Consider the following 23,110-nt stretch of genomic DNA (forward strand, 5'->3'; position numbering starts at 1 on the left):
ATGGACATGACGGATGCGCTGATCGCCGGCGGCTGGCTGATGATTCCCCTGCTGGGCTGCTCGCTTCTGGCAACGGCCATCATCATCGAGCGTTTGTGGAGCCTACGCGCCAAGCGCATCGCCCCCTATGGCCTGGGCCAGGAGGTTTGCTCGCTGGTGGCGCGTGGGCAGATCAATCTCTATTGGCTGGAAGGGCATTCGCCGCTGGGCGGCGTGTTGGCGGCCGGGCTGCGCAATGCTCGCCTGGGCCACGAACAGGTCAGGGCGCGACTGCAGGAAGCGGCCACTGCGGTGATACATGACATGGAGCGCTTTCTCAGCCCGCTCGGAACCATCGCCGCCATCACTCCGCTGATCGGGCTGCTGGGCACCGTGGTAGGGATGATCGAGGTCTTCGCGGTGATCGTTTCCGCTGACGGGGTGGGTCGTACCGCCGAGCTTGCCGGGGGTATCTCACGCGCTCTGGTCACCACGGCGGCGGGGTTGACGGTGGCGATCCCGGCGCTGATGTTTCATCGTTACTTTCAGCGTCGGGTCGAGGACATTACCGTACGCATGGAGGAGCAGGCCGGTCAGGTAGTCGAATTTCTCGCCCACTACCGTGGCGAGGTGGGGGTTCGCGAGCATCCCGAGGGGGCGAACTCTGCCGCGGGAGTCGGGACGGCGTGAAATTCGCACGTCGGCGCCGCGATCCGGTGGAGGTCAACCTCACGCCACTCATCGACGTGGTCTTTCTGCTGCTGATCTTCTTCATGGTTTCCACCACCTTCGAGACACGTCAGGCGCTCGAGCTGACCCTTCCCGACAGCGTGTCGGGCGTGGGTCTGGAAGTCTCGCCGGTGACTCTAGCGGTGACCGAGCAGGGGCGTTATCGAATGGGCGGGCGCGAGTTCGGCGACGCTGAATTGGCGCAGGTACTGGCTGCCGAGGCCGATCAGGCCAGGCAGCATGGCCTCGTGGTCGAGGCCGATGCTCGAGCGCTGCATGCCGACGTAGTGCGGGCGCTGGATCAAGCGGGTATTCTCGGCATTCGCCAGGTGCGCATCGCCACACGCGAAACACAGGCAACATCCACGCTAGCGGAGACACCGTGATTCAAGACCGGTTCCAACATTCGGGCTGGACCCTCTACAAGCAGCTGCTGGCTTATGTAAAGCCTCACTGGATTTCCTTTTCGCTGGCGATCGTCGGTTACGTCATCTATGCCGCTTCGAGTACCGCGCTGGCGGAAATGATGAAGCGGCTCATCGACGGCATACAGGATCCGGATGCCGCCTTTCGCCTGTTCCTGCCGCTGTTCGTGGTGTTCATGTTCGCCGCCCGGGGGCTAGGGACCTTCCTCGGCACCTATTTCATGAGCAACGTGGCGCGCAACGTGGTGCATACCCTGCGCTGCAACGTGTTCAACCACATGCTGCATCTTCCCGGACGCTTCTTCGACTCCCACTCCAGTGGCCACTTGATCTCTCGGGTCACTTATCACGTCGAGCAGGTCACCGGTGCCGCTACCAATGCCATCACCATCTTGCTGCGTGAAGGGCTGTTCGTGCTTGGACTGCTGGCCTATCTGCTATGGACCAACTGGATGTTGACCCTGCTGTTCGTGGCCGTGACGCCTCTGATCGGCGGAGTGGTAAGCTACGCCAGCAAGCGGTTTCGTCGCATTTCCCAGCGCATTCAGGACTCCATGGGCGATGTGACCCACGTCGCCTCGGAAGCGCTGACCGGCTATCGGGTGGTGCGGACCCATGGCGCCGAGGCCTACGAAAAGGCACGCTTTGCGCGGGCCAGCGACTACAACCGTCAGCAAAAAATGAAGGAAGCCCTGACCAAGGCGATCAGCACCCCGGTGATTCAGTTGCTGATCGCCGTCTCGCTGGCCGTGCTGGTATGGCTGGCAATGTCCCCGGCGCTGCTTGACGATATGACCCCCGGTGAATTCGTCGCCTTCATCACTGCAGCGTCGCTGATGGCCAAGCCGGTGCGTCAGCTCACCGAAATCAACAGCGAGATTCAAAAAGGAATCGCGGCTGCCGGGGAGCTGTTCGGCCTCATGCAGGTCCCCCTCGAACCCGACGAAGGGACTCGCGAGCCCCACCGCCTGCAGGGCAGGGTCGAACTGCGCGGCGTTTATTTCCGCTATGGCGACGATCAGCCGGAAGTGCTCAAGCGCATCGATCTGATGGTGGAGCCCGGAGAGATGATCGCTATCGTCGGTCGCTCCGGCAGCGGCAAGACGACCCTGGCCGGGTTGCTGCCGCGCTTCTACCGGCCCACTGCCGGGCAAGTGCTGATCGACGACGTGCCCATCGACGAATACCGCTTGGCTCCGCTGCGCCGGCAGATAGGGCTGGTGTCGCAGCAGGTGACGCTGTTCAACGCCAGCGTGGCCGACAATATCGCTTACGGCGTTCCCGATGCCGATCGAGCGGCAGTCGAGGCAGCGGCGCAGGCGGCCTATGCCCATGAGTTCATCGAACGGCTCCCCGACGGCTACGACACCATCGTCGGCGACAATGGGGTGATGCTTTCCGGCGGACAGCGCCAGCGCCTGGCCATTGCCCGGGCGATCTTCAAGGATTCCCCGCTGCTGATCCTGGACGAAGCCACGTCGGCGCTGGACACCGAGTCGGAGCGCTATATCCAGCAGGCTCTCGAGGTGGTCTGCCGCGGGCGTACCACGCTGGTCATCGCTCATCGCCTTTCCACCATCGAACGCGCCGATCGCATATTGGTGATGGAACAGGGCCAGATCGTCGAACAGGGCAGCCACGCTGAGCTGCTGGCACGCAACGGTGCCTATGCGGCCTTGCATCGCCTTCAATTCCAGGAGACGGCGCCGACATGATGCCGGGGCTGGGCGAGCGCTGGCTTAGGGCGGCCTACGAAGGGGCCGCCTGGCTAAAGCTGCTGAGTCCGCTCGAGGCGCTGTATCGCTGGGTCGTGACAAGGCGTGCCGCCGCCTATCGCGATGGGCGGCGCCGGGTATGGCGAGCCGAGGTTCCTGTCATCGTGGTCGGCAACGTGACGCTGGGGGGCACCGGCAAGTCGCCTCTGGTGGCCTGGCTGGCGCGCCACTTGAGCGATAAAGGATGGCGGCCGGGCATCGTCTCGCGCGGCTACGGGGGCAGGGCGGAACGTGAGAGCTATCCGCTGCACGTCACTATCCACACCCCGATCGCCCAGAGCGGCGACGAGCCGCGGATGTTGGTACGTCAGACCGGGGTGCCGGTAGTCGTCGATCCCGATCGGCCTCGGGGCGCCAGGGCGCTGCTCGCGCAGGGGTGCAACATCCTGCTCAGCGACGATGGCCTGCAGCATCTAGCGCTGGGGCGCGATATCGAACTGGTGGTAGTGGACGGTGCTCGCGGTTTCGGTAACCGTCGCTGCCTGCCGGCAGGGCCTCTGCGTGAGCCCCTGTCGCGCTTGAGCGAGGTCGATGCGCTGCTGATCAACGGTGCCCCGACCTTCGAACCCCCTGACGGTGCCTGTACCTTCCGTCTGATGCCGGTACGCTGGCGTTCGCTCGAGAACGGTGTGGCATGTCCGCTGGACCCGCCGCCGTTCGAGGGGGCCGTTCATGCCGTGGCGGGAATCGGAAATCCCGGTCGCTTCTTCGCCACCCTGGAGGCATTGGGACTCCAGGTGAAGGCGCATGCTTTTCCCGATCATCACCGCTTCACGCCGAGGGATCTAGGCTTCGGCGATACCTTGCCGGTGGTGATGACGGCCAAGGATGCCGAGAAATGCGACACCCTGGCTTTGAAAAATGCCTGGGTGCTGGAAGTGGAGGCCGCCCCGGAGCCGGCCTTCGTGGCTTGGCTGGACAGGCGGCTGGCAAGGCTGCGATAACCGTGGGTAACGTGGCGCGAATGAATTTGCTGGCGGGGCGGATCGGCCCCGACCCGGCCGTTGACGAAAAGAGGTGAGACGATGGACAAGGAACTGCTGGCGATGCTGGTCTGCCCGCTGTGCAAGGGCAAGCTCAAGTACGACCGCGATGCCCAGGAGCTGCGCTGCCACTATGACGGCCTGGCTTACCCGATCCGTGACGGTATTCCGGTCATGCTGCCCGAAGAGGCGCGCCGAATGGAGGTCGACGAAAAGCTGCCGGCCTCGCCGGGACGTACCGGAGAGGTGTGATGACCCAGAATAGGGACTTCATTGCGGTGATCCCTGCACGTTTCGGCTCCTCGCGCCTGCCGGGAAAGCCGCTGCTCGATATCTGCGGCGAGCCCATGGTGGCGCATGTATGGCGTCGCGCTGGCGCAAGCTCCGCCAGTCGTGTGGTGGTGGCCACGGACGACACGCGCATCCGCGATGCCATGCTGCCGCTGGGTGCCGAGGTGGTGATGACGCGTGACGACCACCCAACCGGCACCGACAGGCTGGCCGAGGTCGCCGAGCATCTTGGGCTGGCTGACGAGGCGGTGCTGGTGAATGTCCAGGGCGACGAGCCGATGATACCGCCGCGTCTGATCGATCAGGTCGCCCTGCGGCTGCATGACGACCCGGGCGCCTCCATCGCCACGCTCGCCGAACCCCTCGGCGACGTGGAGACGCTGTTCAATCCCAATGTGGTCAAGGTGGTGCGTTCGCTCTCCGGCCGCGCTCTCTATTTTTCGCGGGCGCCCATTCCCTGGGATCGTGAAGCCTTTGCCAGTCGTCCCGAGTGGCTCGAAACCGATGCCTGGCTGCGGCATATCGGCCTGTACGCCTATCGAGCGAGCTTCCTCAGAGAGTATCGCGACTGGGCACCCACGACGTTGGAACAGCTGGAACAGCTGGAACAGCTCCGTGCGCTGCAGCACGGGCATGCGATTCAGGTGGCCCTAGCCGCCGAGCCCAATCCAGCCGGAGTCGACACGTATGAGGACCTGGAGCGGGTCAGGTCTCTGCTGAGCGAGAACCCATAAGGAGAGATGATGCGCGTTCTGTTTGTCTGTCTGGGCAATATCTGTCGCTCGCCCACCGCCGAAGGAGTTTTCCGCCTTGAGCTGGAGAGGGCGGGCCTGGCCCACCGGGTGGAGGTCGACTCCTGCGGCATCGGCGACTGGCACGTGGGCAAGTCGCCCGACTCGCGTTCGGCGGCTGCCGCTCGCCGGCGCGGCATCGACTTGAGCGAGCTGCGTGCACGGCAGCTGGCGGCGGATGATTTTCAGCGCTTCGATTACCTGCTGGCCATGGATCACGACAACCTGGAAGCGCTTAGGGCCCAGTGCCCCGATGGCTGCCGGGCGCACATCGGCCTGTTCCTCGACTTTGCAGGTCACAGCGACCGTGCGGTGCCCGACCCCTTCTACGGCGGTGATCAGGGCTTCGAAGATGTACTTGACCTGATAGAAGCCGCAGCTCGTGGCCTGGTCGAAGCGATTGCGCTTCGTCTCGAGGGGACGCAGCGTTGAGAGATGAGTGGCGGGTCGAGCACGATCTGACCCCGTTCAATACCCTGGGACTCCCATGCCTGGCCGAGCGTTTTGCCGAGCCGGTCACTGTGGTGGCACTGCGCCGACTGCTGCGTCTAGCCGCCGAACGGAACTGGCCCGTGACCTTGCTGGGTGGCGGCAGTAATTTAATTCTGCCTGAGCGGCTGGCGGGCCTGGTGATACGTCCGTCGCTGAAGCATTGGTGGCTGGAGCGCCAGAGTAGCAGCGTGCGAGTGCATGTCGGCGCGGGTGTCGAATGGCATCCGCTGGTCATGGCGCTGGCTGCTCGCGGGTTGTGGGGCACCGAGAACCTGGCCTTGATACCGGGCCACTGCGGTGCCGCCCCGATCCAGAATATCGGCGCCTATGGCGTCGAGCTATGCGAGGTGGTGGAGGCGGTCGAGGTGCTGTTCCTGGAGAGCGGCCACAGCGCCGTGCTCACGCCCGAGGAGTGTGGCTTCGGCTATCGCGACAGTATCTTCAAGGGCGAGCTGGCGGGCAGGGTAGCCATTACCGGATTGACACTGCGACTCTCCCGTACGCCATTGCCGCGCCTGGCATATGGCGATCTGGCGCAGCGTGTAGGTCCGCTGCCGACTCCGCTGGAGGTGGCCGAAGCCGTATGCGCCATTCGCCGCGAGAAACTGCCCGACCCGGCTGAGCTGGGTAATGCCGGCAGCTTCTTCAAGAACCCCATCGTGGAGCGAGACATGGCGGAGCTGCTGCTGGCAGAGTGGCCCGACATGCCAAGATTCGAGTTGGCCTGCGGAGGCGTCAAGCTGGCAGCAGGTTGGCTGATCGATCGCTGTGGGTTGAAGGGCTACCGCCTTGGGCATTTTGGCGTGCACGAGCGTCAGGCCCTGGTGCTCGTGCATTTCGGTGGCGGTAACGCTGCAGAGCTGCTGGCCTTCGCTGACCGAGTGGCCGAACGGGTCCGGGAGCGCTTCGGCGTGATGCTCGAGCGCGAGCCCAGGGTGGCCTGACTGAGGCGTGTTGGCTGATCGCCTATGGCCGCCGGAGTAGTGGCTGCCAACGAAAAAGGCCCGCACGTTGCGGGCCTTTTCGTATGACATGGGCTGATCAGCCCTGATTTCCTTTCTGAGCCTCTTGCTCGCGTCGCTTGATTTCACGCGGGTCGTTGTGCGCACGGCGGCGACGGCGTTGAGCGATCGCTTCCTGCTCACTCGAGGGCTGATCCGCTGAATCGACTGAGTCGATCTTGGGGTCCTGAGCTTTAGGGGCTTCGCTCACTTCCGCCTTGGGCGCTTCTGCCTTGGGCTGCTCGGTTTGCGGAGCTTCGCTCAGCTCTGGCTTGGCGAGCTTCTCTGCTGGTTTCTCCTCCGGCTTCTCTGCCGTTTTTTCAGCCGACTTTAGCGCATCGGCCTTGGGCTGCTCAGCCTGGGGCGCTTCACTCTTCACCGGCTCGGCGGACGGCTCGGCAGTCATTTCGGCCTGCTTTTCAACCGGCTTCTCAGCTGCCTTGGGCGCATCGGCCTTGGGCTGCTCAGCCATGGGCGCTTCGCTCTTCACCGGCTCGGCGGAGGACTCGGCAGTCTTCTCTGCCCGCTTTTCAACCGGCTTTTCAGCCGCCTTGGGCGTATCGGCCTTGGGCTGTTCAGCCTTGGGCGCTTCGCTCTTCACCGGCCCGGCGGAGGACTCGGCACTCTGCTCGACCTGCTTTTCAACCGGCTTCTCAGCCGCCTTCTTTTCTGCCGGCTTGGGTGCTTCATCAGCCTTGGACTGCTCGACTTGCGGCGCTTCGCTCTTCACCGGCTCGGCCATTTGCTCAGAGGTCGCTTCGGCTGGCTTTGCAACAGGCTTTTCAGCCGCCTTCACATCCGGCTGGGGTGCATCGGCCTTGGGTTTCTCAGCCTTGTCCTGCTCGGCTTTGGAGGGCTCGCCGTCGTTTTCAGGCTGCTGAGGCGCTTCGGCCTGGAGGCGCTTCTGCTCTGCTTCGGCCTGAGGGTTGAGAGCATGCTGGCGCGTGCGGTTACGCGGATTGTTCCGCGTACGCTTGGGCTTGCCGTCATCGTCCTTGGGCTGCTCGGTCACTTGCTCGAGCGGCTTTTCCTGGGGCTCGGGTTTTGCCCGCCGAGGAGCGTCATCGCGGCTACGCGTCTTGGTCTGGCGACCTTCCTCGGTTTGCGGTTTGTCGGCACGTGCCTGACCGCGACCACGGCCGCCGCGTCCTTCGCCGCGTCCTTCGCCGCGTCCTTCGCCGCGTCCTTCGCCGCGTCCTTCGCCACGACCGCCTGCGCTATCCTGACGCGTCTCCTGGCGTGAATCGGAACGGCTGTTTTCCTGCTGGCGCGATTGTCCGCGCTGGCCACGACCCTCTTCCTGGGACTCGCTGCGTGTGCGGCGCCGCTGGCGGCCACCGTTGCGTTCGCTCCGCTCTTCCTCACTGCTACGGGACTTGGCCGGGATGTTGACCGGCTTTTGAGGTGCCGGGGGAGTAGCGCTTTCGCCATCCGTCCCGCCGAGCAGCTTGCTGACTCCCTTGAGCAGGCGTCCGAGGACTCCCGCGGCGGGGGCTGGTGCGGCAGCCGGCGGAGCGGCGGGAGGCGGGGTGGGCTCCTGCTGCAGTGAAGCCGGGGCCGGTTCGTTATGAATCACCGTCTTGACGGCTGCCTCGGAGCGGGCAACCGGCTTGGCGATGCTCATGTCCGGTTCCTTGCCGATTTCCGTTTCCACCGACAGCTCGAAGCTGGACTTCTCCTGTTCGCCTTCCTCTTCGATATGGTCGTCACGCAGACGCTGCACGTCATAGTGCGGCGTATCCATTTCGGGGTTGGGCAGTACCAGGACGCGGACACCCTGACGCTTCTCGATGTCGGCGAGCACCGCCCGCTTCTCGTTGAGCAGGTAGGTGGCTACCGGTACGGGCAGGATGGCGCGGATCTGGGCGCTGCGCTCTTTCATTGCTTCCTCTTCGATCAGTCGCATGATCGAGAGGGACAGTGAGCGTACGTCGCGAATGGTGCCCTGGCCGTTACAGCGCGGGCACACCACGCCGCTGGTCTCGCCCAGTGAGGGGCGCAGACGCTGACGCGACATCTCCATCAGTCCGAAGCGCGAGATGCGGCCGATCTGTACCCGGGCGCGGTCGAGCTTGAGCGCATCGCGCATGCGGTTCTCGACGTCGCGCTGGTTGCGCGCGGGACTCATGTCGATGAAGTCGATGACCACCAGGCCGCCGATGTCGCGCAGTCGCAGCTGGCGTGCGATCTCGTCGGCGGCTTCCAGGTTGGTCTGGAGCGCCGTTTCCTCTATGTCGCTGCCACGGGTGGCACGCGCCGAGTTGATGTCGATGGAGACAAGCGCTTCGGTGTGGTCGATGACGATGGAGCCACCGGAGGGAAGTTTCACTTCACGCTCGTAGGCGGTCTCGATCTGAGACTCGATCTGGAAACGCGAGAACAGCGGCACTTCGTCGGCGTACAGCTTGATCTTCTGCTGGTACGAGGGCATGACCTGACGAATGAAGGTCAGGGCCTCCTGGTGCACCTCGGGGCTGTCGATCAGTACCTCACCGATGTCCTGGCGCAGGTAGTCGCGCATGGCGCGGATGATGACGTTGGATTCGCGGTAGATCAGGAAGGGGGCAGAGCGCTTGCCGGCTTCCTCGGTGATCGATTCCCACACCTGGACCAGGTAATCGAGGTCCCACTGCAGCTCTTCTGCACTGCGCCCGATGCCGGCGGTGCGTACGATCACCCCCATCTTGTCCGGTACGGTGAGGTGGCCCATCGCCTCTTTGAGCTGAGTGCGCTCTTCGCCTTCGATGCGGCGAGAGATGCCGCCGGCACGGGGGTTGTTGGGCATCAGAACGAGGAAGCGGCCGGCCAGGCTGATGAAGGTGGTCAGCGCAGCACCCTTGTTGCCACGCTCCTCCTTGTCTACCTGAACGATGACCTCCTGGCCCTCCTTGAGCACTTCCTTGATGCTGGGGCGCCCCGAAGTATCCTTCAGGAAGTATTCGCGGGAGATTTCCTTGAGAGGGAGGAAGCCGTGGCGATCGGCACCGAAGTCGACGAAGGCGGCTTCGAGGGAAGGCTCTACGCGGGTAATCTTGCCGCGGTAGATATTGGCTTTCTTTTGCTCCCTGGCACCGGATTCGATGTCCAGGTCATATAGCCGTTGTCCATCGACCAGCGCGACGCGCAGCTCTTCCGGCTGAGTCGCATTGATGAGCATCCGTTTCATGTTGTCTCGCAATCTGGACGCGCCGGGGGGCATCGAAGAAGGCGAACCTCTGGGTGCTGCGTGCTTGTGCTCAGCGCATGTCGCGGATGCACAGTGGCGCCCGATCGTACCGGCACCCGTAAAGGGGCCCAGCACGAGATGATCATGTTGAGTACGCGGCGGAGGCAGGACATGTCTCGGTGGGGCTACTCCCATCCGGCCCTGCGGTCACCGCCAGACACCTGGCATTCATCGATTCGCCAACGCCGGCCACCGGCACGATGTTGAACGATTCCCGTGGCCACCGCTCGCCTCATTGGTGCGAGCCGGGATCCGGGCGTGGCGTCACTACTTGTCGTCTCTTACTGCTATCACTCGTCGGCGGCGGGACTCGTTTCAAGGGTCGTCGCGGCCCGATTTCGTCGCTCCGGCCTGCGTGTCTGTCGTGCAGGCGCCATGGGACCGAAGGGATCCATCCGAGCGAGCTGGCAATATAGCAGTAATGGCAAAGGGCAGCAATTGGCGCAGTGCGTCGCGGAGTGCGTTAGAATGCTGCCTCACAACGAATTTTCAGCAGGAGTCTCATGGCCGAGGGGCGCGACGTACAGTGGGTGGAAGTGGGCGAAGGCCAGTCGGGCCAGCGAGTCGACAACTTTCTGATAACACGACTGAAAGGCGTGCCGCGGACGCTGGTTTACCGCATCGTTCGAAAGGGCGAGGTGCGGGTCAACAAGAAGCGGGTCAAGGCCGACTACCGCCTGCAGGTGGGGGACTTGGTGCGCATCCCGCCCCTCAAGCTGGCGCCGCGCGAGGCGGTCAAGCAGGTCAGTGAAGGGCTGCGCAACCTGTTGGCCGGCAGCGTGCTGGTAGAAGGGCCGGGCTGGCTGGTGATCAACAAGCCAGCTGGCCTTCCCGTTCACGGTGGCAGCGGGGTCAAGATCGGCCTCATCGAGGCCCTGCGCCAGGTGCGCGAAGACTTGGAGTTCCTCGAGCTCGTGCATCGTTTGGACCGCGATACGTCGGGCTGCTTGCTGCTGGCCAAGTCGCGCCCGGCACTGCTGGCACTCAACGATGCGCTCAAGCGTCATCAGATGGACAAGCGCTACCTGGCCCTGGTGGCCGGACGCTGGCCGGTCCGTCGCGAGTTCGTCAGTGCCCGGCTCGATCGTTTCGATGCCGGTAATGGCGAGCGTCGGGTGCGGGTGGATGCGGCCGGCAAGGTGGCGCGCACCCGCTTCGCCATTCGTGAAGCCTTTCCCAAGGCGACCCTCATCGAAGCCGAGCCCGTCACCGGGCGCACCCATCAAATTCGGGTCCATGCCGCCCACGCGGGCTTCCCGCTGCTGGGCGATGACAAGTACGGCTCGCGGGAAGGCGACTCCTTGGCACGCCACCTGGGCCTGACGCGGCTTTTTCTGCACGCCGAGTCATTGACCTTTCCCGAGCCAAGCAGCGGGCGGCCGGTGCAGATTCGAGCTCCCCTGCCCGAGGAGCTCGAGGCCGTGCTCTCACGTGCCCGCGGGGGGCGTTGAGCCGAGCGCCGAAGCTGTACACCGCGAAAATTCGACCGGAGCTATCATGCGCTATCGACTGGTGATCTTCGATTGGGACGGAACCCTGATGGATTCCGTCGCCCGCATCGTCTCCAGCATGCAAGCGGCGTCGCTCGATGCCGGCTGGGGGCATCTCGAGGAGGGTGCCGTACGTGACATCATCGGTCTCGGCCTGCCCGAGGCCATCGATCGTCTGTGCCCGGGGATCGATGCCGAGCGATTCGAGCTGCTACGTAACCGCTACGCCCATCATTTCGTCACGGCCGATACGACGCCGATGGCCTTCTTCGACGGGGTCGAAGAAGGCGTCGCCATGCTGCGAGAGCGTCGGGAGCGACGGTTGGCCGTGGCTACTGGCAAGAGTCGGCGGGGGCTCGACCGCATCTTTCAGGAGAGTGGCAGTGGCCACTGGTTCCACGCCAGTCGCACCGCTGACGAAACCCGTTCCAAGCCGCACCCTCAAATGCTCGAGGAGCTTTTGGTCGAGCTGGATACGCCGATCGAAGAGGCCGTCATGGTAGGGGACACCGAGTACGATCTCGAGATGGCGCGTGCCTTGGGCATGGATCGGGTTGCCGTTACCTGGGGCGTGCATGGGCCGGGGCGCCTGGCGGCGAGTCGGCCTGTCTATACTGCCGGAACGGTAAGCGAACTGTTCGACTGGCTGACCCGCTAGCTAGTGATAAGGAAGACGAGTCAATGAGCGACGACAAGCGGCAAGATGATGACAAGCGCCCGGAGCGTGACGAGCGTGAAGCCCGCTGGACCGAAGGACCGGAGCTGACGTCCGACCAGGCGCGCGATGCGCGCCAGGCCAGGAGCGAGAAATCGCCGCCGCCGCCCGAAAGTGCCGAAGTGTTGCGCGAGCGGCAGCGGCTTGCCCAGCAGGAGACGCTCGATCGCTGGATCGGCGGGGTGCTGGCGGAACAGCGCCGCTCGCGACGTTGGAAACTGTTCTTCCGCTTCTTCTTTGCAGCGCTGATCCTGGCCTCCCTGGCGACCAGCTTCTACAGCCTGTTCGGCGACGGTGCCCGCGAGCCGGAGCGGCGGCATTTGGGCGTGGTGACCGTGCGCGGAGTGATCGACAGTGAGTCGCCGGCCAGCGCCGAGCGCATCATCGAAGGACTCAATCGTGCCTGGGATGCCCCCAATGCCGCTGTCGTCGTGCTGCATATCGACAGTCCTGGCGGTAGCCCGGTGCAGTCGCAGCGCGTCTTTCATGAAATCATGCGGCTGCGTGAAGAGGGCGACAAGCCCATCATCGCGGTAATCGAGGATGTCGGTGCCAGCGGCGCCTACTACATGGCCGCGGCGGCCGACGAGATTATCGCCGCACCGGCCAGCCTGGTGGGGTCGATCGGCGTCATTTTTGCCAGCTTCGGTTTCGAAGAGGCCATCGATAACCTGGGAATCGAGCGGCGGATCTACGTCAGCGGGGAGAACAAGGGCTTCCTCGACCCATTTTCGCCTGTGGCGCCTGAGGAGCGTGAGTTCTGGCAAACGGTCATGGACACCACCCATGGCCAATTCATCGAGGCCGTGCGCTTGGGTCGCGGCGATCGTCTGGTAGAGGACGAGCAGCTGTTCAGCGGCCTGGTGTGGAGTGGCCAGCAGGCGCTGGAGCTGGGGCTGGTCGATGGTATCAGCAGCCTGGATGCGCTGAGTCGCGACCTGTTCGGCGAGGTACGGCTGCATGACTACACGCCGCGGCTGGACCCCTTTGAGCGGTTGACCCGCCAGTTTGGGCGGGTCGCTGCTGAGTGGATGGGAGTGCCCACCGGCAGGGCGCCGGTACGCTACCAGCTGCCTTGATCGCCCAGCGGGTCGAGGCCCGCCTCACGCAGTAGCGTGCACAGTCGGATCAACGGTAGGCCGATCAGCGTGTTGGGATCGTCGCCCTCGAGCTTCTCGAACAGCGTGATGCCGAGCCCCTCCATGCGAAAGCTGCCGGCGCTGTCCAGGGGCTGTTCTCTTTCCACATAGCGGGCGATTTCGTCGCTCGTCAAGCGACGAAAGAGGACGTCATAGCGCTCGTGGCAGACTTGGTGCCGAGCGCTGCGGGTGTCGATCAACGCCAGGCCGGTGATGAAGCTGACCCGGTGGCCGGAAAATCGCGCCAGCTGGGCGCGGGCCGTGGCTTCGTCGCCTGGCTTGCCGAGTATTTGGCCGGCGAAAACAGCCACCTGATCCGAGCCGACGATCAAGTGATCCGGATACTCCTCGGCCACGCGGCTGGCCTTGGCTAGTGCGAGGCGGTGCACCAGCGTTTCGGGTGTCTCGCCAGGGCGTGCCGTCTCGTCGATGTCGGGGCTGGTCCAGGCATAGGGTATTCCAAGGCGATCAAGCAGTTGGCGGCGCCAGCGGGAGCCTGAGGCGAGAACGAGTCGGGGCATGATGCGCTCCTGTGAGTAGGGGTGGATAGTTTCGACGGCGCTGGAACAGGCAGGTATTGTAACTTGCTGACATGGCGTCTTTGACAGGGGCTTAGGGAGTGCCTATCATTGCGCGCCTATGTTGACCTCACGACTTCCCAATAGGGTCGAGCCTTACCGGCTTGCTGCCCGCGCCGAAACCCTCTCGGGCCTGATGGCGCTCGACCAGTTCGAGCGCCTTGCCGCCCAAGTGGGCGAGCAGGTGGGCGACTGTCAGGTATGGCTCGATTTCGGTATCGATGCTCAGGGGCGCCGCGAAATTCGCGGCCGCCTCGAGGCCGAGTTGCAGCTGCCCTGCAGGCGCTGCCTCGAGCCGATGGCGCAGCGCGTCGAGAGCGAATTTTTGCTGGGCATGGTCTCGAACGACGACCTTGCGGCAGCACTGCCAAGCACCCATGAGCCGGTGCTGGTGGAGAACGAACAGCTGAACCTGCTGGAGGTGGTCGAGGATGAATTGATCCTCAGTTTGCCCCAGGTGGTTTACCACGACGAGGCGCATTGCCGTGTCTCGCGCGACCAGCTGAGTAGCGGTGAGGAGGCCGAATCGAACGAGCCGGCTCCCGCCAGTCCTTTCGAGGTGCTGCGCCACCTCAAGGACAAATCCTGATTGTTTCTCGTCTCACTTCGGAGTGACACCCATGGCAGTTCAGCAGAATCGTAAAACCCGTTCCAAGCGCGGCATGCGTCGTAGCCATGACGCCCTGAGCGCACCGACCCTGTCCCAGGACAAGGAAACCGGTACCACTCACCTGCGCCACCACGTCTCTCCCGACGGCTTCTACCGTGGCCGCAAGGTAGTCGACGTCTGAGTCGACCCGCTTCGATGACCATCGGCACCTGAACGTGCGGATTGCCATCGATACGATGGGCGGAGATGCGGGCCCTGCTGCTGCCGTTCAGGGAGCAGCGACCGCCGTGCAGGCTTGGCCGGGGCTCTCTGCCGATCTGTTCGGTCCTGGCGACCAGCTGTCAGCCGAGCTCAACAACCTGCCGCGGCATCTTGCCGCGGCGGGTTCGCATCTGCGCATTCATCATGCCCCGAGCTTCATTCGTCAGGATCAGCGGCCCTCCGATGCGCTGAGGCGTGGCGGTGGGACGAGCATGGCGATGATGTTGGCATATCTGGCCAGCGGCCAGGCCGCGGCGGGTGTCAGTGCCGGCAACACGGGGGCTCTGATGGCGCTGTCGCGCCGTGCCCTGGGCACGGTGGCAGGCATCCCGCGTCCGGCTATCTGCACCGCCATACCCACGCGCGGTGACGGGCGCTGCTATCTCCTGGATCTCGGTGCCAATGTCGACGTCGCTCCCGCTCGGCTGGTCGACTTCGCACGAATGGGCGAAGTGATGGCGCGACATGTGGATGGCATTGCGGCTCCACGGGTGGCGCTGCTCAACGTTGGCAGCGAAGGCACCAAGGGCAGTGAGACGGTGCGTGAAGCGGACGCGTTACTGGCTGAAATGGGGGCGCTCAACTATATCGGTTTCGTCGAGGGAAACGGCATTTTCGCCGGTTCGGCCGATGTGGTGGTGTGCGATGGCTTCGTTGGCAATGCGGTGCTCAAGGCCAGCGAAGGTTTGGCTCGCATGTTGATCGAGCGGGTCCAGGCAACCTTCGAATCCCATTGGAGCAGCCGTGTGGTCGGGATGCTGGCACGGCCGGCGCTGCGTCGGCTCAAAGGTGAGCTTGACCCGGTGCGCTACAATGGCGCCAGTCTGCTGGGGCTCGACGGCATCGTGATCAAGAGTCACGGTAGTGCCGAGGCCACGGGCTTTTCCTATGCTGTGTTGCGGGCCGCGCAGGAGGTCAGTCGCGGTTTGCCGACGCAACTGGACCTGGAGCTGGGCGGTCGCATTTGACAGCACTCAACAAGAGTAATGGTGAACGACATGACTCAACCCCTCGCCCTCGTCTTTCCCGGGCAAGGTTCTCAGCAGCTGGGCATGCTGCGAGAGCTGGCAGAACGCTACAGTGTCGTACGGACGACCTTCGAGGAGGCTGCCGATGCGCTGGGCTACGACCTGTGGAAAGTGGTTCAGGAGGGGCCCGATGAGGCGCTCAACGCCACCGCCTGCACTCAACCGGCGCTGCTGACGGCCAGCGTTGCCATCTGGCGTGTCTGGCAGGAGCTGGAGGGGCCTCGTCCCGGCGCAATGGCAGGCCACAGTCTGGGCGAGTACAGTGCTCTGGTCTGTGCCGGTGTGATGGGTTTCGCCGACGGCGTTCGCCTGGTACGCCTGCGCGGTGAGGCCATGCAGCAAGCGGTACCGGTAGGGCAGGGTGCCATGGCGGCCATTCTCGGACTCGAGGATGCCACCGTTGAAGCTGCGTGTGCCGAGGCGGCGCAGAATGAGGTCGTGGCGGCGGTCAACTACAATGCTCCGGGGCAGGTCGTGATTGCCGGCACCCAGGCGGCCGTCGAGCGTGCCATCGCCCTGTGTCAGGAAGCGGGGGCCAAGCGCGCCATGCCGCTGCCGGTGTCCGTGCCGTCGCACTGCGAGTTGATGCGTCCGGCCGCCGAGCGACTCAAGGCCGCCATGGCTGACCTCGACATGCGTCCGCCGCGCTATACGGTGTACCAGAATGTGGATGCGCAGGCACATGCCGATGTCGAAACCTTGCGCACGCGCTTGGTCGAGCAACTCTACCAGCCGGTTCGCTGGACCTCCTGTGTCGAGGCCATGTCGGCAGCGGGTGCCACGGTCTTCATCGAATGCGGACCGGGCAAGGTACTCACCGGCCTTGGCAAGCGTATCGCCAAGGGCAGCAAGGGGCTCGCCGTCAACGACCCCGAGAGCCTCGAGGCGGCCCTCACGCTGGCGCGTGAGTCGGTCGAGCAGTAACCGGAGACGGTGCAACGGGGCCGGCGTGTGTCGGCCCGATAACAAACAGGGGCACCGAGCCCCAGGACCCAACAGCATTCGGAGCGGCAACAGGTTATGACCAGCGAACGCAGAATCGCCCTGGTGACCGGCGCCAGTCGCGGCATCGGTCGGGCCATCGCCCATGAGCTAGGACGCCAGGGGCGTATAGTGATCGGAACGGCTACTACCGAATCCGGTGCGGCCCGGATCGACGAGGATCTGCGCGCCAATGGCATCGAGGGGGGCGGCAGGGCCCTGGATGTCACCGACCAGGCCAGTGTCGATGCCTTGATCAAGGCCATCACCGAGGAGTTCGGCGCGCCCACCATTCTGATCAACAATGCCGGCATCACCCGCGACAACCTGCTGATGCGCATGAAGGAAGATGAGTGGGATTCGGTACTCGATACCAACCTCAAGTCGGTGTACCGCGTCACCAAGGCGTGTCTGCGTGGCATGACCAAGGCCCGTTTCGGACGAATTGTCAGTATCAGTTCCGTGGTGGCGACCATGGGCAATCTCGGCCAGACCAACTATGCTGCCGCCAAGGCAGGCATGGAGGGCTTCACGCGTGCTCTGGCCCGTGAAGTGGCCTCGCGGGCCATTACCGTGAATGCGGTGGCACCGGGCTTCATCGCTACCGACATGACGAGCGCGCTTCCCGAGGAGCAGCATAAGGCGTTGTTGACTCAGATTCCGCTGTCACGCCTGGGCGAGCCTGAAGAAATCGCTGCCGCCGTTGGCTTTCTGACCAGCGATAACGCCGGCTACATTACTGGTGAAACGCTGCAGGTCAACGGCGGCATGAACATGCGTTGAAGCTCCCATCGGTCGGCGGTTGCGCCGACCGGGGGGCGTCTATAAACTACCCGCAGCTTGAGTTTGCGGACCAACGGCTGGTCATCTGAACGGCTAACTTGAACGACTGGAGTACGTATAATGAGCACCATCGAAGAGCGCGTGAAGAAGGTTGTGGCCGAGCGCCTGAACGTCAAGGAAGAGGATATCCAGAACAGCTCCTCCTTCACCGAGGACCTTGGCGCTGATTCCCTGGATACAGTAGAGCTGGTCATGGCGCTCGAAGAGGAATTCGATACCGAAATTCCCGATGAGGAAGCCGAGAAGATCACCACCGTTCAGGAAGCCATCGATTACGTCAACGCCCACCAGTAAGGGCGCGTTCGTCACCGCTTGCTGAGGTGAAGGGCCGTTCCGGGCCCTGGAAAAGCCGTCCTGAGACCCAGGGCGGCTTTTTGCTTGTAGCTTGGGCTGCGCTGCCCAAGCGATGATCATGTCCGGTATAATGCGCGCAAAGACGGCCTGTGGATGGGCCGTGTCATCAAGGTTGTCTGGAGGATTGCTGATGGCTCGTAGAGTTGTGGTGACCGGACTGGGGTTGGTCACGCCGGTGGGCAACACCGTCAATGAGAGCTGGGAGAATATCCTGGCCGGCAAGAGCGGCATCGCCCCCATCGAACATTTCGATGCCACCAGCTTCAACACCCGCTTCGGCGGCTCGGTCAAGAACTTCGACATCAGCCCGTACCTGAATCCCAAGGATGCGCGCAAGATGGATCTGTTCATCCAGTACGGCGTGGCAGCGGGAGCACAGGCGATCAGCGATGCAGGCCTCGAGTGCACCGAGGAAAATGCCGAACGTATCGGCGTGGCCATCGGCTCCGGCATCGGCGGTCTACCGATGATCGAGCACAACCATAATGCCCTCAACAAGGGGGGCGCGCGGCGCGTCTCGCCGTTCTTCGTTCCCGGCTCGATCATCAACATGATTTCCGGCAACCTGGCCATTCAGCATGGTTTCAAGGGGCCCAACATTGCCATCACCACGGCCTGTACCACCGGGACGCACAACATCGGCTACAGCGCTCGTACCATTGCCTATGGCGACGCCGATGTCATGATTTGCGGCGGTGCCGAGATGGCCACCACCCCGCTGGGGCTGGGTGGATTTTCCGCCGCTCGAGCGCTGTCGACCCGTAACGACGATCCTACGGCTGCCAGCCGCCCATGGGACCGCGACCGCGACGGCTTCGTGCTGTCGGACGGTGCCGGCATCCTGGTGCTCGAGGAGTACGAGCATGCCAAGGCACGCGGTGCGCGAATCTACGCCGAGCTGACCGGCTTCGGCATGAGCGACGACGCCTTCCATATGACGGCCCCGCCCGAGAACGGCAGTGGAGCGGCGCTCTCCATGCGCAACGCCATACGCGATGCCGGGATCGATCCTTCGGCGGTCGACTACATCAACGCCCACGGTACTTCGACGCCGGCAGGCGATCTGGCCGAGAGCCGCGCCATCGAAAAAGTCATGGGTGCCGCGGCCGACGGCGTGGCGGTGAGTTCCACCAAATCGATGATCGGCCATCTGCTGGGGGCTGCCGGGGCGGTCGAAGCGGTTTTCTGCATCCTGGCGATTCGCGACCAGGTGGCACCGCCAACGATCAACCTGGACAACCCTCAGGAAGGCTGCACCCTGGATTACGTGCCGCATACGGCACGGTCGATGAAGATCGACGTGGCGTTGTCGAACTCGTTCGGCTTCGGCGGTACCAACGGAACCCTGGTCTTTTCTCGGTTGCGCTGAGGGCATTGCATGGGACGGTCGTTGACGGATCAGTGGGTCCCGGCAGACGACCGAGCCCTGGCCTACGGCGATGGGCTGTTCGAAACCGTCCTTGTGCGGGATGGAGAGCCTTTGCTGTGGCGTCGGCACTTGGCGCGGCTGGTTCGGGGTTGCACCACGCTGGGAATGCCCATGCCACCGGCAGGGGAGCTCGACGCTCTGCCGGCCAAGGCGGGCCCGGGCCTGAAGGTGCTCAAGCTGATCCTTACCCGGGGCAGCGGCGGCCGAGGCTATCTTCCCTCGCCATCGGCCGAGCCGCGGCTGCTGTGGCAGGTCACCGACTTTACGCCTCAGGCGCAGCGCTGGAATGCCGGCGTACGGGTTCGACATTGCCGCTTGAGATTGGGTGTTCAGCCGCTGCTGGCGGGTATCAAGCATCTCAACCGCTTGGAGAACGTACTGGCGCGCCGCGAATGGGATGATTCCGAGGTGGCGGAAGGGTTGCTCTGCGACAGTCAGGGCAGCCTGATCGAAGCCACCAGCATGAACTTGTTCTGGCTGCGACAGGGACGCTTTGAGACCCCGCGCCTGGAGGGCTGCGGCGTGGCGGGAACGCTGCGCGAGGCGCTGATGGCGTGCCATCCCTTCTCGGAGGTGACGGTCGGCCCCGAGGTACTGGCCGAGGCCGAGGCCGTATGGCTAGGCAACTCGGTTCAGGGGCTCTGGCCTGTGGTTCGCCTCGACGATGCCGATGGTCGCCGCCAGCAGTGCTGGACGCTGGGCTCGCTTCATCGCTCCTTGCAGAGTGCGGCTCATGAGCTGCTCGGGTATCCGTCGACGTTCAATAGCTGAAGGCCGCAGCCGGAGCTGCAGGCGCAAACGGCAGGTAATGAGGAAAATGCATGCTGCGTGTGGTGAAGGTCCTGATAGTACTGATCATCCTGGCAGGCGTGGCGGCCTTTGCCGGCTTTCGCTACTGGGAGAGCCGGTTGGAGGCACCCATTGCGGTGGAAGAAGAGACGCTATACGAAGTGCCCCGAGGCGCCGGCTACAATCGGGTAGTGACGGACCTGGCATCGCGCGGCCTGATTCAGGACGAATGGGCGTTTCGTCTGCTGACACGCATCGAGCCCGAAACGATCCCCCGTCTGCGTACGGGTGAGTATCTGCTCGAGCCGGGCATGAGCGGGCGTGAGCTTATCGAGCTGCTCGGCAGCGATCGTGTTGTCACCTACCCGCTGACCATTCCCGAAGGTTGGACTTTTCGCCAGATGCGGGCCCGTCTGGACGCCGCCCCCAAGCTCCAGAATCGCACCCAAGGCTTGAGCGATGACGAGGTCATGGCGCTGCTCGAGCGCGAAGGCCGGCACCCCGAAGGGTGGTTCTTCCCCGATACCTATCGCTACCACAAGGGCATGAGCGACCTCGACATTCTGAGTCAGGCACTGCAGCGCATGGAGCAAGTGCTAGATGAGGTGTGGGAAGCACGCAGCGACGATCTGACCATCGATTCGCCTTACGAAGCACTGATCATGGCCTCGCTGATCGAACGTGAGACCGGCGCGCCCGCAGAGCGGCGCGAGATCGCCGGCGTATTCAAACGGCGCATGCAGACCGGTATGCGCTTGCAGACCGATCCCACGGTGATCTATGGGATGGGGGAGCGCTATGAAGGGCGGATCACGCGCGCGGACCTGCAGGAGGCCACGCCCTACAACACTTATGTGATCAACGGCTTGCCACCGACTCCCATCGCCATGCCGGGGCGCGCTTCGCTGGAGGCCGCGGTGGATCCACTGCCCGGCGATACGCTCTACTTCGTTTCGCGCGGTGACGGCACACACCATTTTTCACGCACTCTTCGCGAACACAACAACGCCGTGAATCGCTACATACGCAACCGTTGAGCGGCATGCCGAAGCGCGGCCGGTCCCACAGGAGCCCTTGATGCTACAGCGCGGACGTTTCATCACTCTGGAAGGTGGCGAGGGGGTAGGCAAGTCCACCAACCTCGAGTGCGTGGCACGCTGGCTGTCGGCACGCGGTATCGAGGTGGTGCGCACCCGTGAGCCCGGAGGTACGCCGCGGGCCGAAGCCATGCGTGAACTGTTGCTATCGCCCAAGGCAGAAGAGCCCCTTGATGCCGATGCCGAACTGCTGCTGATCTTCGCCGCCCGAGCCCAGCACCTCGCCCAGAAAATTCGTCCGGCACTCGAGCGGGGGGCCTGGGTCCTTTGCGATCGCTTTACCGACGCCACCTTTGCTTACCAAGGCGGTGGACGGGGTATCGAAACGGCACGTATCGCCGAGCTCGAGCGCTTCGTGCAGCGTGGCCTGGAGCCGGACCTGACGCTACTGCTCGACATGCCGGTCGAAACCGCGCAGCAGCGGCTGCAAGGCCGGCTGAATGCCAGTGGCGAAGGCCGCGACCGCTTCGAACAGGAGCACCGCGCTTTCTTCGAGGCCGTACGTCGCAGCTACCTGGCGCGGGCGGAGGCGGCGCCGCAGCGAGTGGCGGTGATCGATGCTAACGCCCCGCTCGCTACCGTACAGGCACGCCTCACGGCATGTCTTGAAACACGTGTGAGTGAGTGGCTGTGAGCGATTCGTTACCACCAGCGCCGCTACCTTGGCATGATACGCTGTGGCGCCAGTTCCTGACGCTGCATCGCAGCGGGCGTCTGCCACACGCCTTGCTGCTCTCCGGTCCTCACGGCGTCGGCAAGCAGCGCTTCGCCGAAGCACTGATTGGTTACCTGCTGTGCGCCTCGCCGGGGGATGTGGCCTGCGGTCAGTGCCACGGCTGTCGCATGATGGCGGCTGGCTATCATCCCGATTTGGTGCGCATCTCACCGGAAGAGGGCAAACGGCAGATTCGCATCGACCCGATACGCGAGGTGAACGCCTTCGTCGCCCAGACCGCTCAGCAGGGAGGGCACCGCGTCATCGTCCTCTCACCGGCGGAAGCGATGAATGTGGCGGCCGCCAATGCGCTGTTGAAGAGCCTGGAGGAGCCAGGGCAGCGCACCCAGTTCGTGCTGCTGGCCGATGTGCCTTCGCGCATGCTCGCTACCATTCGCTCGCGCTGTCAGCACTGGAGTCTGCCGCTGCCCGATCATGCACAGAGCATCGATTGGCTGACCAGGTCACTGGGTAGTCGTGAGGAGGCCGAGTTCTGGTATCAGGTATCGGGTGGACTGCCGCTTCTGGCAGCCGAGCTGGCTTCGGCGGAGGCGCGGGGGTTACGCAAGCAGCTGCATGAAACCTTCGATGCACTGGTGCGTGGTGCCGAGCCGGTGGCTGAAGCGGCGCGCCTCGACCGCCAGTCCCTTGAATCCATACTATGGTACGGTATTGCCTGGCTCGAGGATCTGATTCGCCTGGGCCTGTCAGGTGAGGCCGAAGCGGTGCGCAATCCCGACCTGCTGCCGCTTTATCGCCAGGCGGTCAAGAATGCACGAGTTCAGGACTGGTTTCGGCTATTGGACTTTGCCCAGGAGCAGCGCCGCTTGCTGGCGACGGGCGGCAACCCCAACCCGCAGCTGGTCCTCGAGGCCTGGCTGGTACGCTGGTCGACCCTGCTGCGCTCCTGAGCAAAGCACCCGAAAGGAGAACCCATGGCTCCGCAGAAGGCCCTGTCGTTGACGATCCAGGACGAGCAGACGCTGCTCTCCGCTTACATGCCGCTGCTCGAGCGAGGCGGCATCTTCGTGCCCACCCGTGAACGCTACGAGCTCGGTCAGGAAGTCTACCTGCTGCTGACCCTGCCGGGTGAAAGCGAAAGAGTGCCGGTCACCGGCCAGGTGGTCTGGGTGTCCCCCGATGGGGTGGCGGGTAGACGGGTGCCGGGCATCGGTATCCATTTCAGTTCCGAAGATCACAGTGTGCGTGACCGCATCGAGACGCTCCTGGCCGGTCAGCTGGACAAGGGGCACCCTACCTATACGCTGTAGGCCCGGTCGGTGTGGGCCTCTACTGCAACATGCCGAGCAACACGCCGCCCAGGGCCACGGCGCTCAACAGGGCGGCACCGCCATAGGTCAGCCACTTGTTGGGCTCGTCGCGTCCCAG

The 23,110-nt window shown here is 64.0% G+C and carries 25 protein-coding genes; 23 read left to right on the top strand and 2 right to left on the bottom strand.

The annotated features are described in order from the left end of the window. The 8 genes from AC2VNO_RS19765 (at position 1) to murB (ending at position 6,409) form a co-directional block, all read left to right on the top strand. Positions 1-669: a MotA/TolQ/ExbB proton channel family protein gene (locus tag AC2VNO_RS19765; protein ID WP_486935732.1), complete on the top strand. Its 669-nt coding sequence runs from the start codon at positions 1-3 to the stop codon at positions 667-669. After that, positions 666-1,094: an ExbD/TolR family protein gene (locus tag AC2VNO_RS19770; RefSeq protein WP_486935733.1), complete on the top strand. Its 429-nt coding sequence runs from the start codon at positions 666-668 to the stop codon at positions 1,092-1,094. Before AC2VNO_RS19765 ends, AC2VNO_RS19770 begins: the two co-directional genes overlap by 4 nt. Further along, complete coding sequence (gene msbA / locus AC2VNO_RS19775; RefSeq protein WP_486935734.1) at positions 1,091-2,848, top strand: lipid A export permease/ATP-binding protein MsbA; 1,758 nt, start codon at positions 1,091-1,093, stop codon at positions 2,846-2,848. Before AC2VNO_RS19770 ends, msbA begins: the two co-directional genes overlap by 4 nt. Next, positions 2,845-3,852: a tetraacyldisaccharide 4'-kinase gene (gene lpxK / locus AC2VNO_RS19780; RefSeq protein WP_486935735.1), complete on the top strand. Its 1,008-nt coding sequence runs from the start codon at positions 2,845-2,847 to the stop codon at positions 3,850-3,852. Before msbA ends, lpxK begins: the two co-directional genes overlap by 4 nt. Before the next feature lie 81 nt (positions 3,853-3,933). Then, on the top strand, positions 3,934-4,143 hold the full coding sequence (locus AC2VNO_RS19785; protein ID WP_486935736.1) for a Trm112 family protein: 210 nt from the start codon (positions 3,934-3,936) through the stop codon (positions 4,141-4,143). Beyond that, entirely contained in the window at positions 4,143-4,916 is a 774-nt protein-coding gene (gene kdsB, locus AC2VNO_RS19790; RefSeq protein WP_486935737.1) for a 3-deoxy-manno-octulosonate cytidylyltransferase, read from the top strand. The genes AC2VNO_RS19785 and kdsB overlap by 1 nt, the downstream gene beginning before the upstream one ends. A gap of 9 nt (positions 4,917-4,925) precedes the next feature. Continuing rightward, the gene (locus AC2VNO_RS19795; RefSeq protein WP_228576818.1) at positions 4,926-5,405 is read left to right on the top strand and encodes a low molecular weight protein-tyrosine-phosphatase; all 480 of its coding nucleotides are present in this window, start codon (positions 4,926-4,928) and stop codon (positions 5,403-5,405) included. Beyond that, on the top strand, positions 5,402-6,409 hold the full coding sequence (murB, locus tag AC2VNO_RS19800) for a UDP-N-acetylmuramate dehydrogenase (RefSeq protein ID WP_486935738.1): 1,008 nt from the start codon (positions 5,402-5,404) through the stop codon (positions 6,407-6,409). The genes AC2VNO_RS19795 and murB overlap by 4 nt, the downstream gene beginning before the upstream one ends. A gap of 97 nt (positions 6,410-6,506) precedes the next feature. Here the strand turns inward: murB and rne are convergent, their stop codons facing one another. After that, the gene (rne, locus tag AC2VNO_RS19805) at positions 6,507-9,632 is read right to left on the bottom strand and encodes a ribonuclease E (RefSeq protein ID WP_486935739.1); all 3,126 of its coding nucleotides are present in this window, start codon (positions 9,630-9,632) and stop codon (positions 6,507-6,509) included. Between the two features lie 563 nt (positions 9,633-10,195). Here rne and AC2VNO_RS19810 point away from each other — a divergent pair. Genes AC2VNO_RS19810 through AC2VNO_RS19820 form a run of 3 tightly spaced genes read left to right on the top strand, consistent with a single transcriptional unit; the run spans position 10,196 to position 12,976 of the window. Continuing rightward, positions 10,196-11,143, top strand: coding sequence for an RluA family pseudouridine synthase (locus AC2VNO_RS19810; RefSeq protein ID WP_486935740.1), 948 nt, complete (start codon positions 10,196-10,198; stop codon positions 11,141-11,143). 46 nt (positions 11,144-11,189) lie between these two features. Next, positions 11,190-11,840: an HAD family hydrolase gene (locus AC2VNO_RS19815; RefSeq protein WP_486935741.1), complete on the top strand. Its 651-nt coding sequence runs from the start codon at positions 11,190-11,192 to the stop codon at positions 11,838-11,840. Between the two features lie 23 nt (positions 11,841-11,863). Then, the gene (locus AC2VNO_RS19820; RefSeq protein ID WP_486935742.1) at positions 11,864-12,976 is read left to right on the top strand and encodes a S49 family peptidase; all 1,113 of its coding nucleotides are present in this window, start codon (positions 11,864-11,866) and stop codon (positions 12,974-12,976) included. On the opposite strand, the gene AC2VNO_RS19825 is transcribed toward AC2VNO_RS19820, so the two are convergent. Beyond that, complete coding sequence (locus AC2VNO_RS19825; protein ID WP_486935743.1) at positions 12,961-13,557, bottom strand: Maf family protein; 597 nt, start codon at positions 13,555-13,557, stop codon at positions 12,961-12,963. The two genes, AC2VNO_RS19820 and AC2VNO_RS19825, sit on opposite strands and share 16 nt — an antisense overlap. A 118-nt stretch (positions 13,558-13,675) precedes the next feature. On the opposite strand from AC2VNO_RS19825, the gene AC2VNO_RS19830 reads away from it, so the two are divergent. From AC2VNO_RS19830 to AC2VNO_RS19885, 12 genes are all read left to right on the top strand, one after another. Then, on the top strand, positions 13,676-14,203 hold the full coding sequence (locus tag AC2VNO_RS19830) for a YceD family protein (protein WP_486935744.1): 528 nt from the start codon (positions 13,676-13,678) through the stop codon (positions 14,201-14,203). 31 nt (positions 14,204-14,234) lie between these two features. Continuing rightward, entirely contained in the window at positions 14,235-14,405 is a 171-nt protein-coding gene (gene rpmF / locus AC2VNO_RS19835; protein WP_010627954.1) for a 50S ribosomal protein L32, read from the top strand. A gap of 34 nt (positions 14,406-14,439) precedes the next feature. Continuing rightward, a complete protein-coding gene (plsX, locus tag AC2VNO_RS19840) occupies positions 14,440-15,453 on the top strand; it encodes a phosphate acyltransferase PlsX (protein WP_486935745.1) in 1,014 nt (337 codons plus the stop codon). A gap of 30 nt (positions 15,454-15,483) precedes the next feature. Beyond that, on the top strand, positions 15,484-16,437 hold the full coding sequence (fabD, locus tag AC2VNO_RS19845) for an ACP S-malonyltransferase (protein ID WP_486935746.1): 954 nt from the start codon (positions 15,484-15,486) through the stop codon (positions 16,435-16,437). Between the two features lie 96 nt (positions 16,438-16,533). Beyond that, positions 16,534-17,277, top strand: a complete 744-nt coding sequence (fabG, locus tag AC2VNO_RS19850; RefSeq protein ID WP_486935747.1) for a 3-oxoacyl-ACP reductase FabG — start codon at positions 16,534-16,536, stop codon at positions 17,275-17,277. Positions 17,278-17,397: 120 nt separating this feature from the next. Further along, positions 17,398-17,631, top strand: a complete 234-nt coding sequence (acpP, locus tag AC2VNO_RS19855) for an acyl carrier protein (protein WP_008956801.1) — start codon at positions 17,398-17,400, stop codon at positions 17,629-17,631. A gap of 187 nt (positions 17,632-17,818) precedes the next feature. Continuing rightward, positions 17,819-19,060, top strand: a complete 1,242-nt coding sequence (fabF, locus tag AC2VNO_RS19860; RefSeq protein ID WP_486935752.1) for a beta-ketoacyl-ACP synthase II — start codon at positions 17,819-17,821, stop codon at positions 19,058-19,060. 21 nt (positions 19,061-19,081) lie between these two features. Continuing rightward, on the top strand, positions 19,082-19,891 hold the full coding sequence (gene pabC, locus AC2VNO_RS19865) for an aminodeoxychorismate lyase (RefSeq protein ID WP_486935748.1): 810 nt from the start codon (positions 19,082-19,084) through the stop codon (positions 19,889-19,891). Positions 19,892-19,941: 50 nt separating this feature from the next. Beyond that, on the top strand, positions 19,942-20,946 hold the full coding sequence (gene mltG, locus AC2VNO_RS19870) for an endolytic transglycosylase MltG (RefSeq protein WP_486935749.1): 1,005 nt from the start codon (positions 19,942-19,944) through the stop codon (positions 20,944-20,946). Positions 20,947-20,986: 40 nt separating this feature from the next. Next, positions 20,987-21,640, top strand: coding sequence for a dTMP kinase (gene tmk / locus AC2VNO_RS19875; RefSeq protein WP_486935750.1), 654 nt, complete (start codon positions 20,987-20,989; stop codon positions 21,638-21,640). Continuing rightward, positions 21,631-22,632 carry a DNA polymerase III subunit delta' gene (locus tag AC2VNO_RS19880; protein WP_486935751.1) on the top strand — a complete coding sequence of 334 codons (1,002 nt, stop codon included), beginning with the start codon at positions 21,631-21,633 and terminating at the stop codon, positions 22,630-22,632. Before tmk ends, AC2VNO_RS19880 begins: the two co-directional genes overlap by 10 nt. Positions 22,633-22,656: 24 nt before the next feature. Then, positions 22,657-22,992 carry a PilZ domain-containing protein gene (locus AC2VNO_RS19885; protein ID WP_228577229.1) on the top strand — a complete coding sequence of 112 codons (336 nt, stop codon included), beginning with the start codon at positions 22,657-22,659 and terminating at the stop codon, positions 22,990-22,992. The last annotated feature ends 118 nt before the right edge of the window (positions 22,993-23,110 follow it).

It is taken from the genome of Halomonas sp. TH-94 (assembly GCF_057473365.1).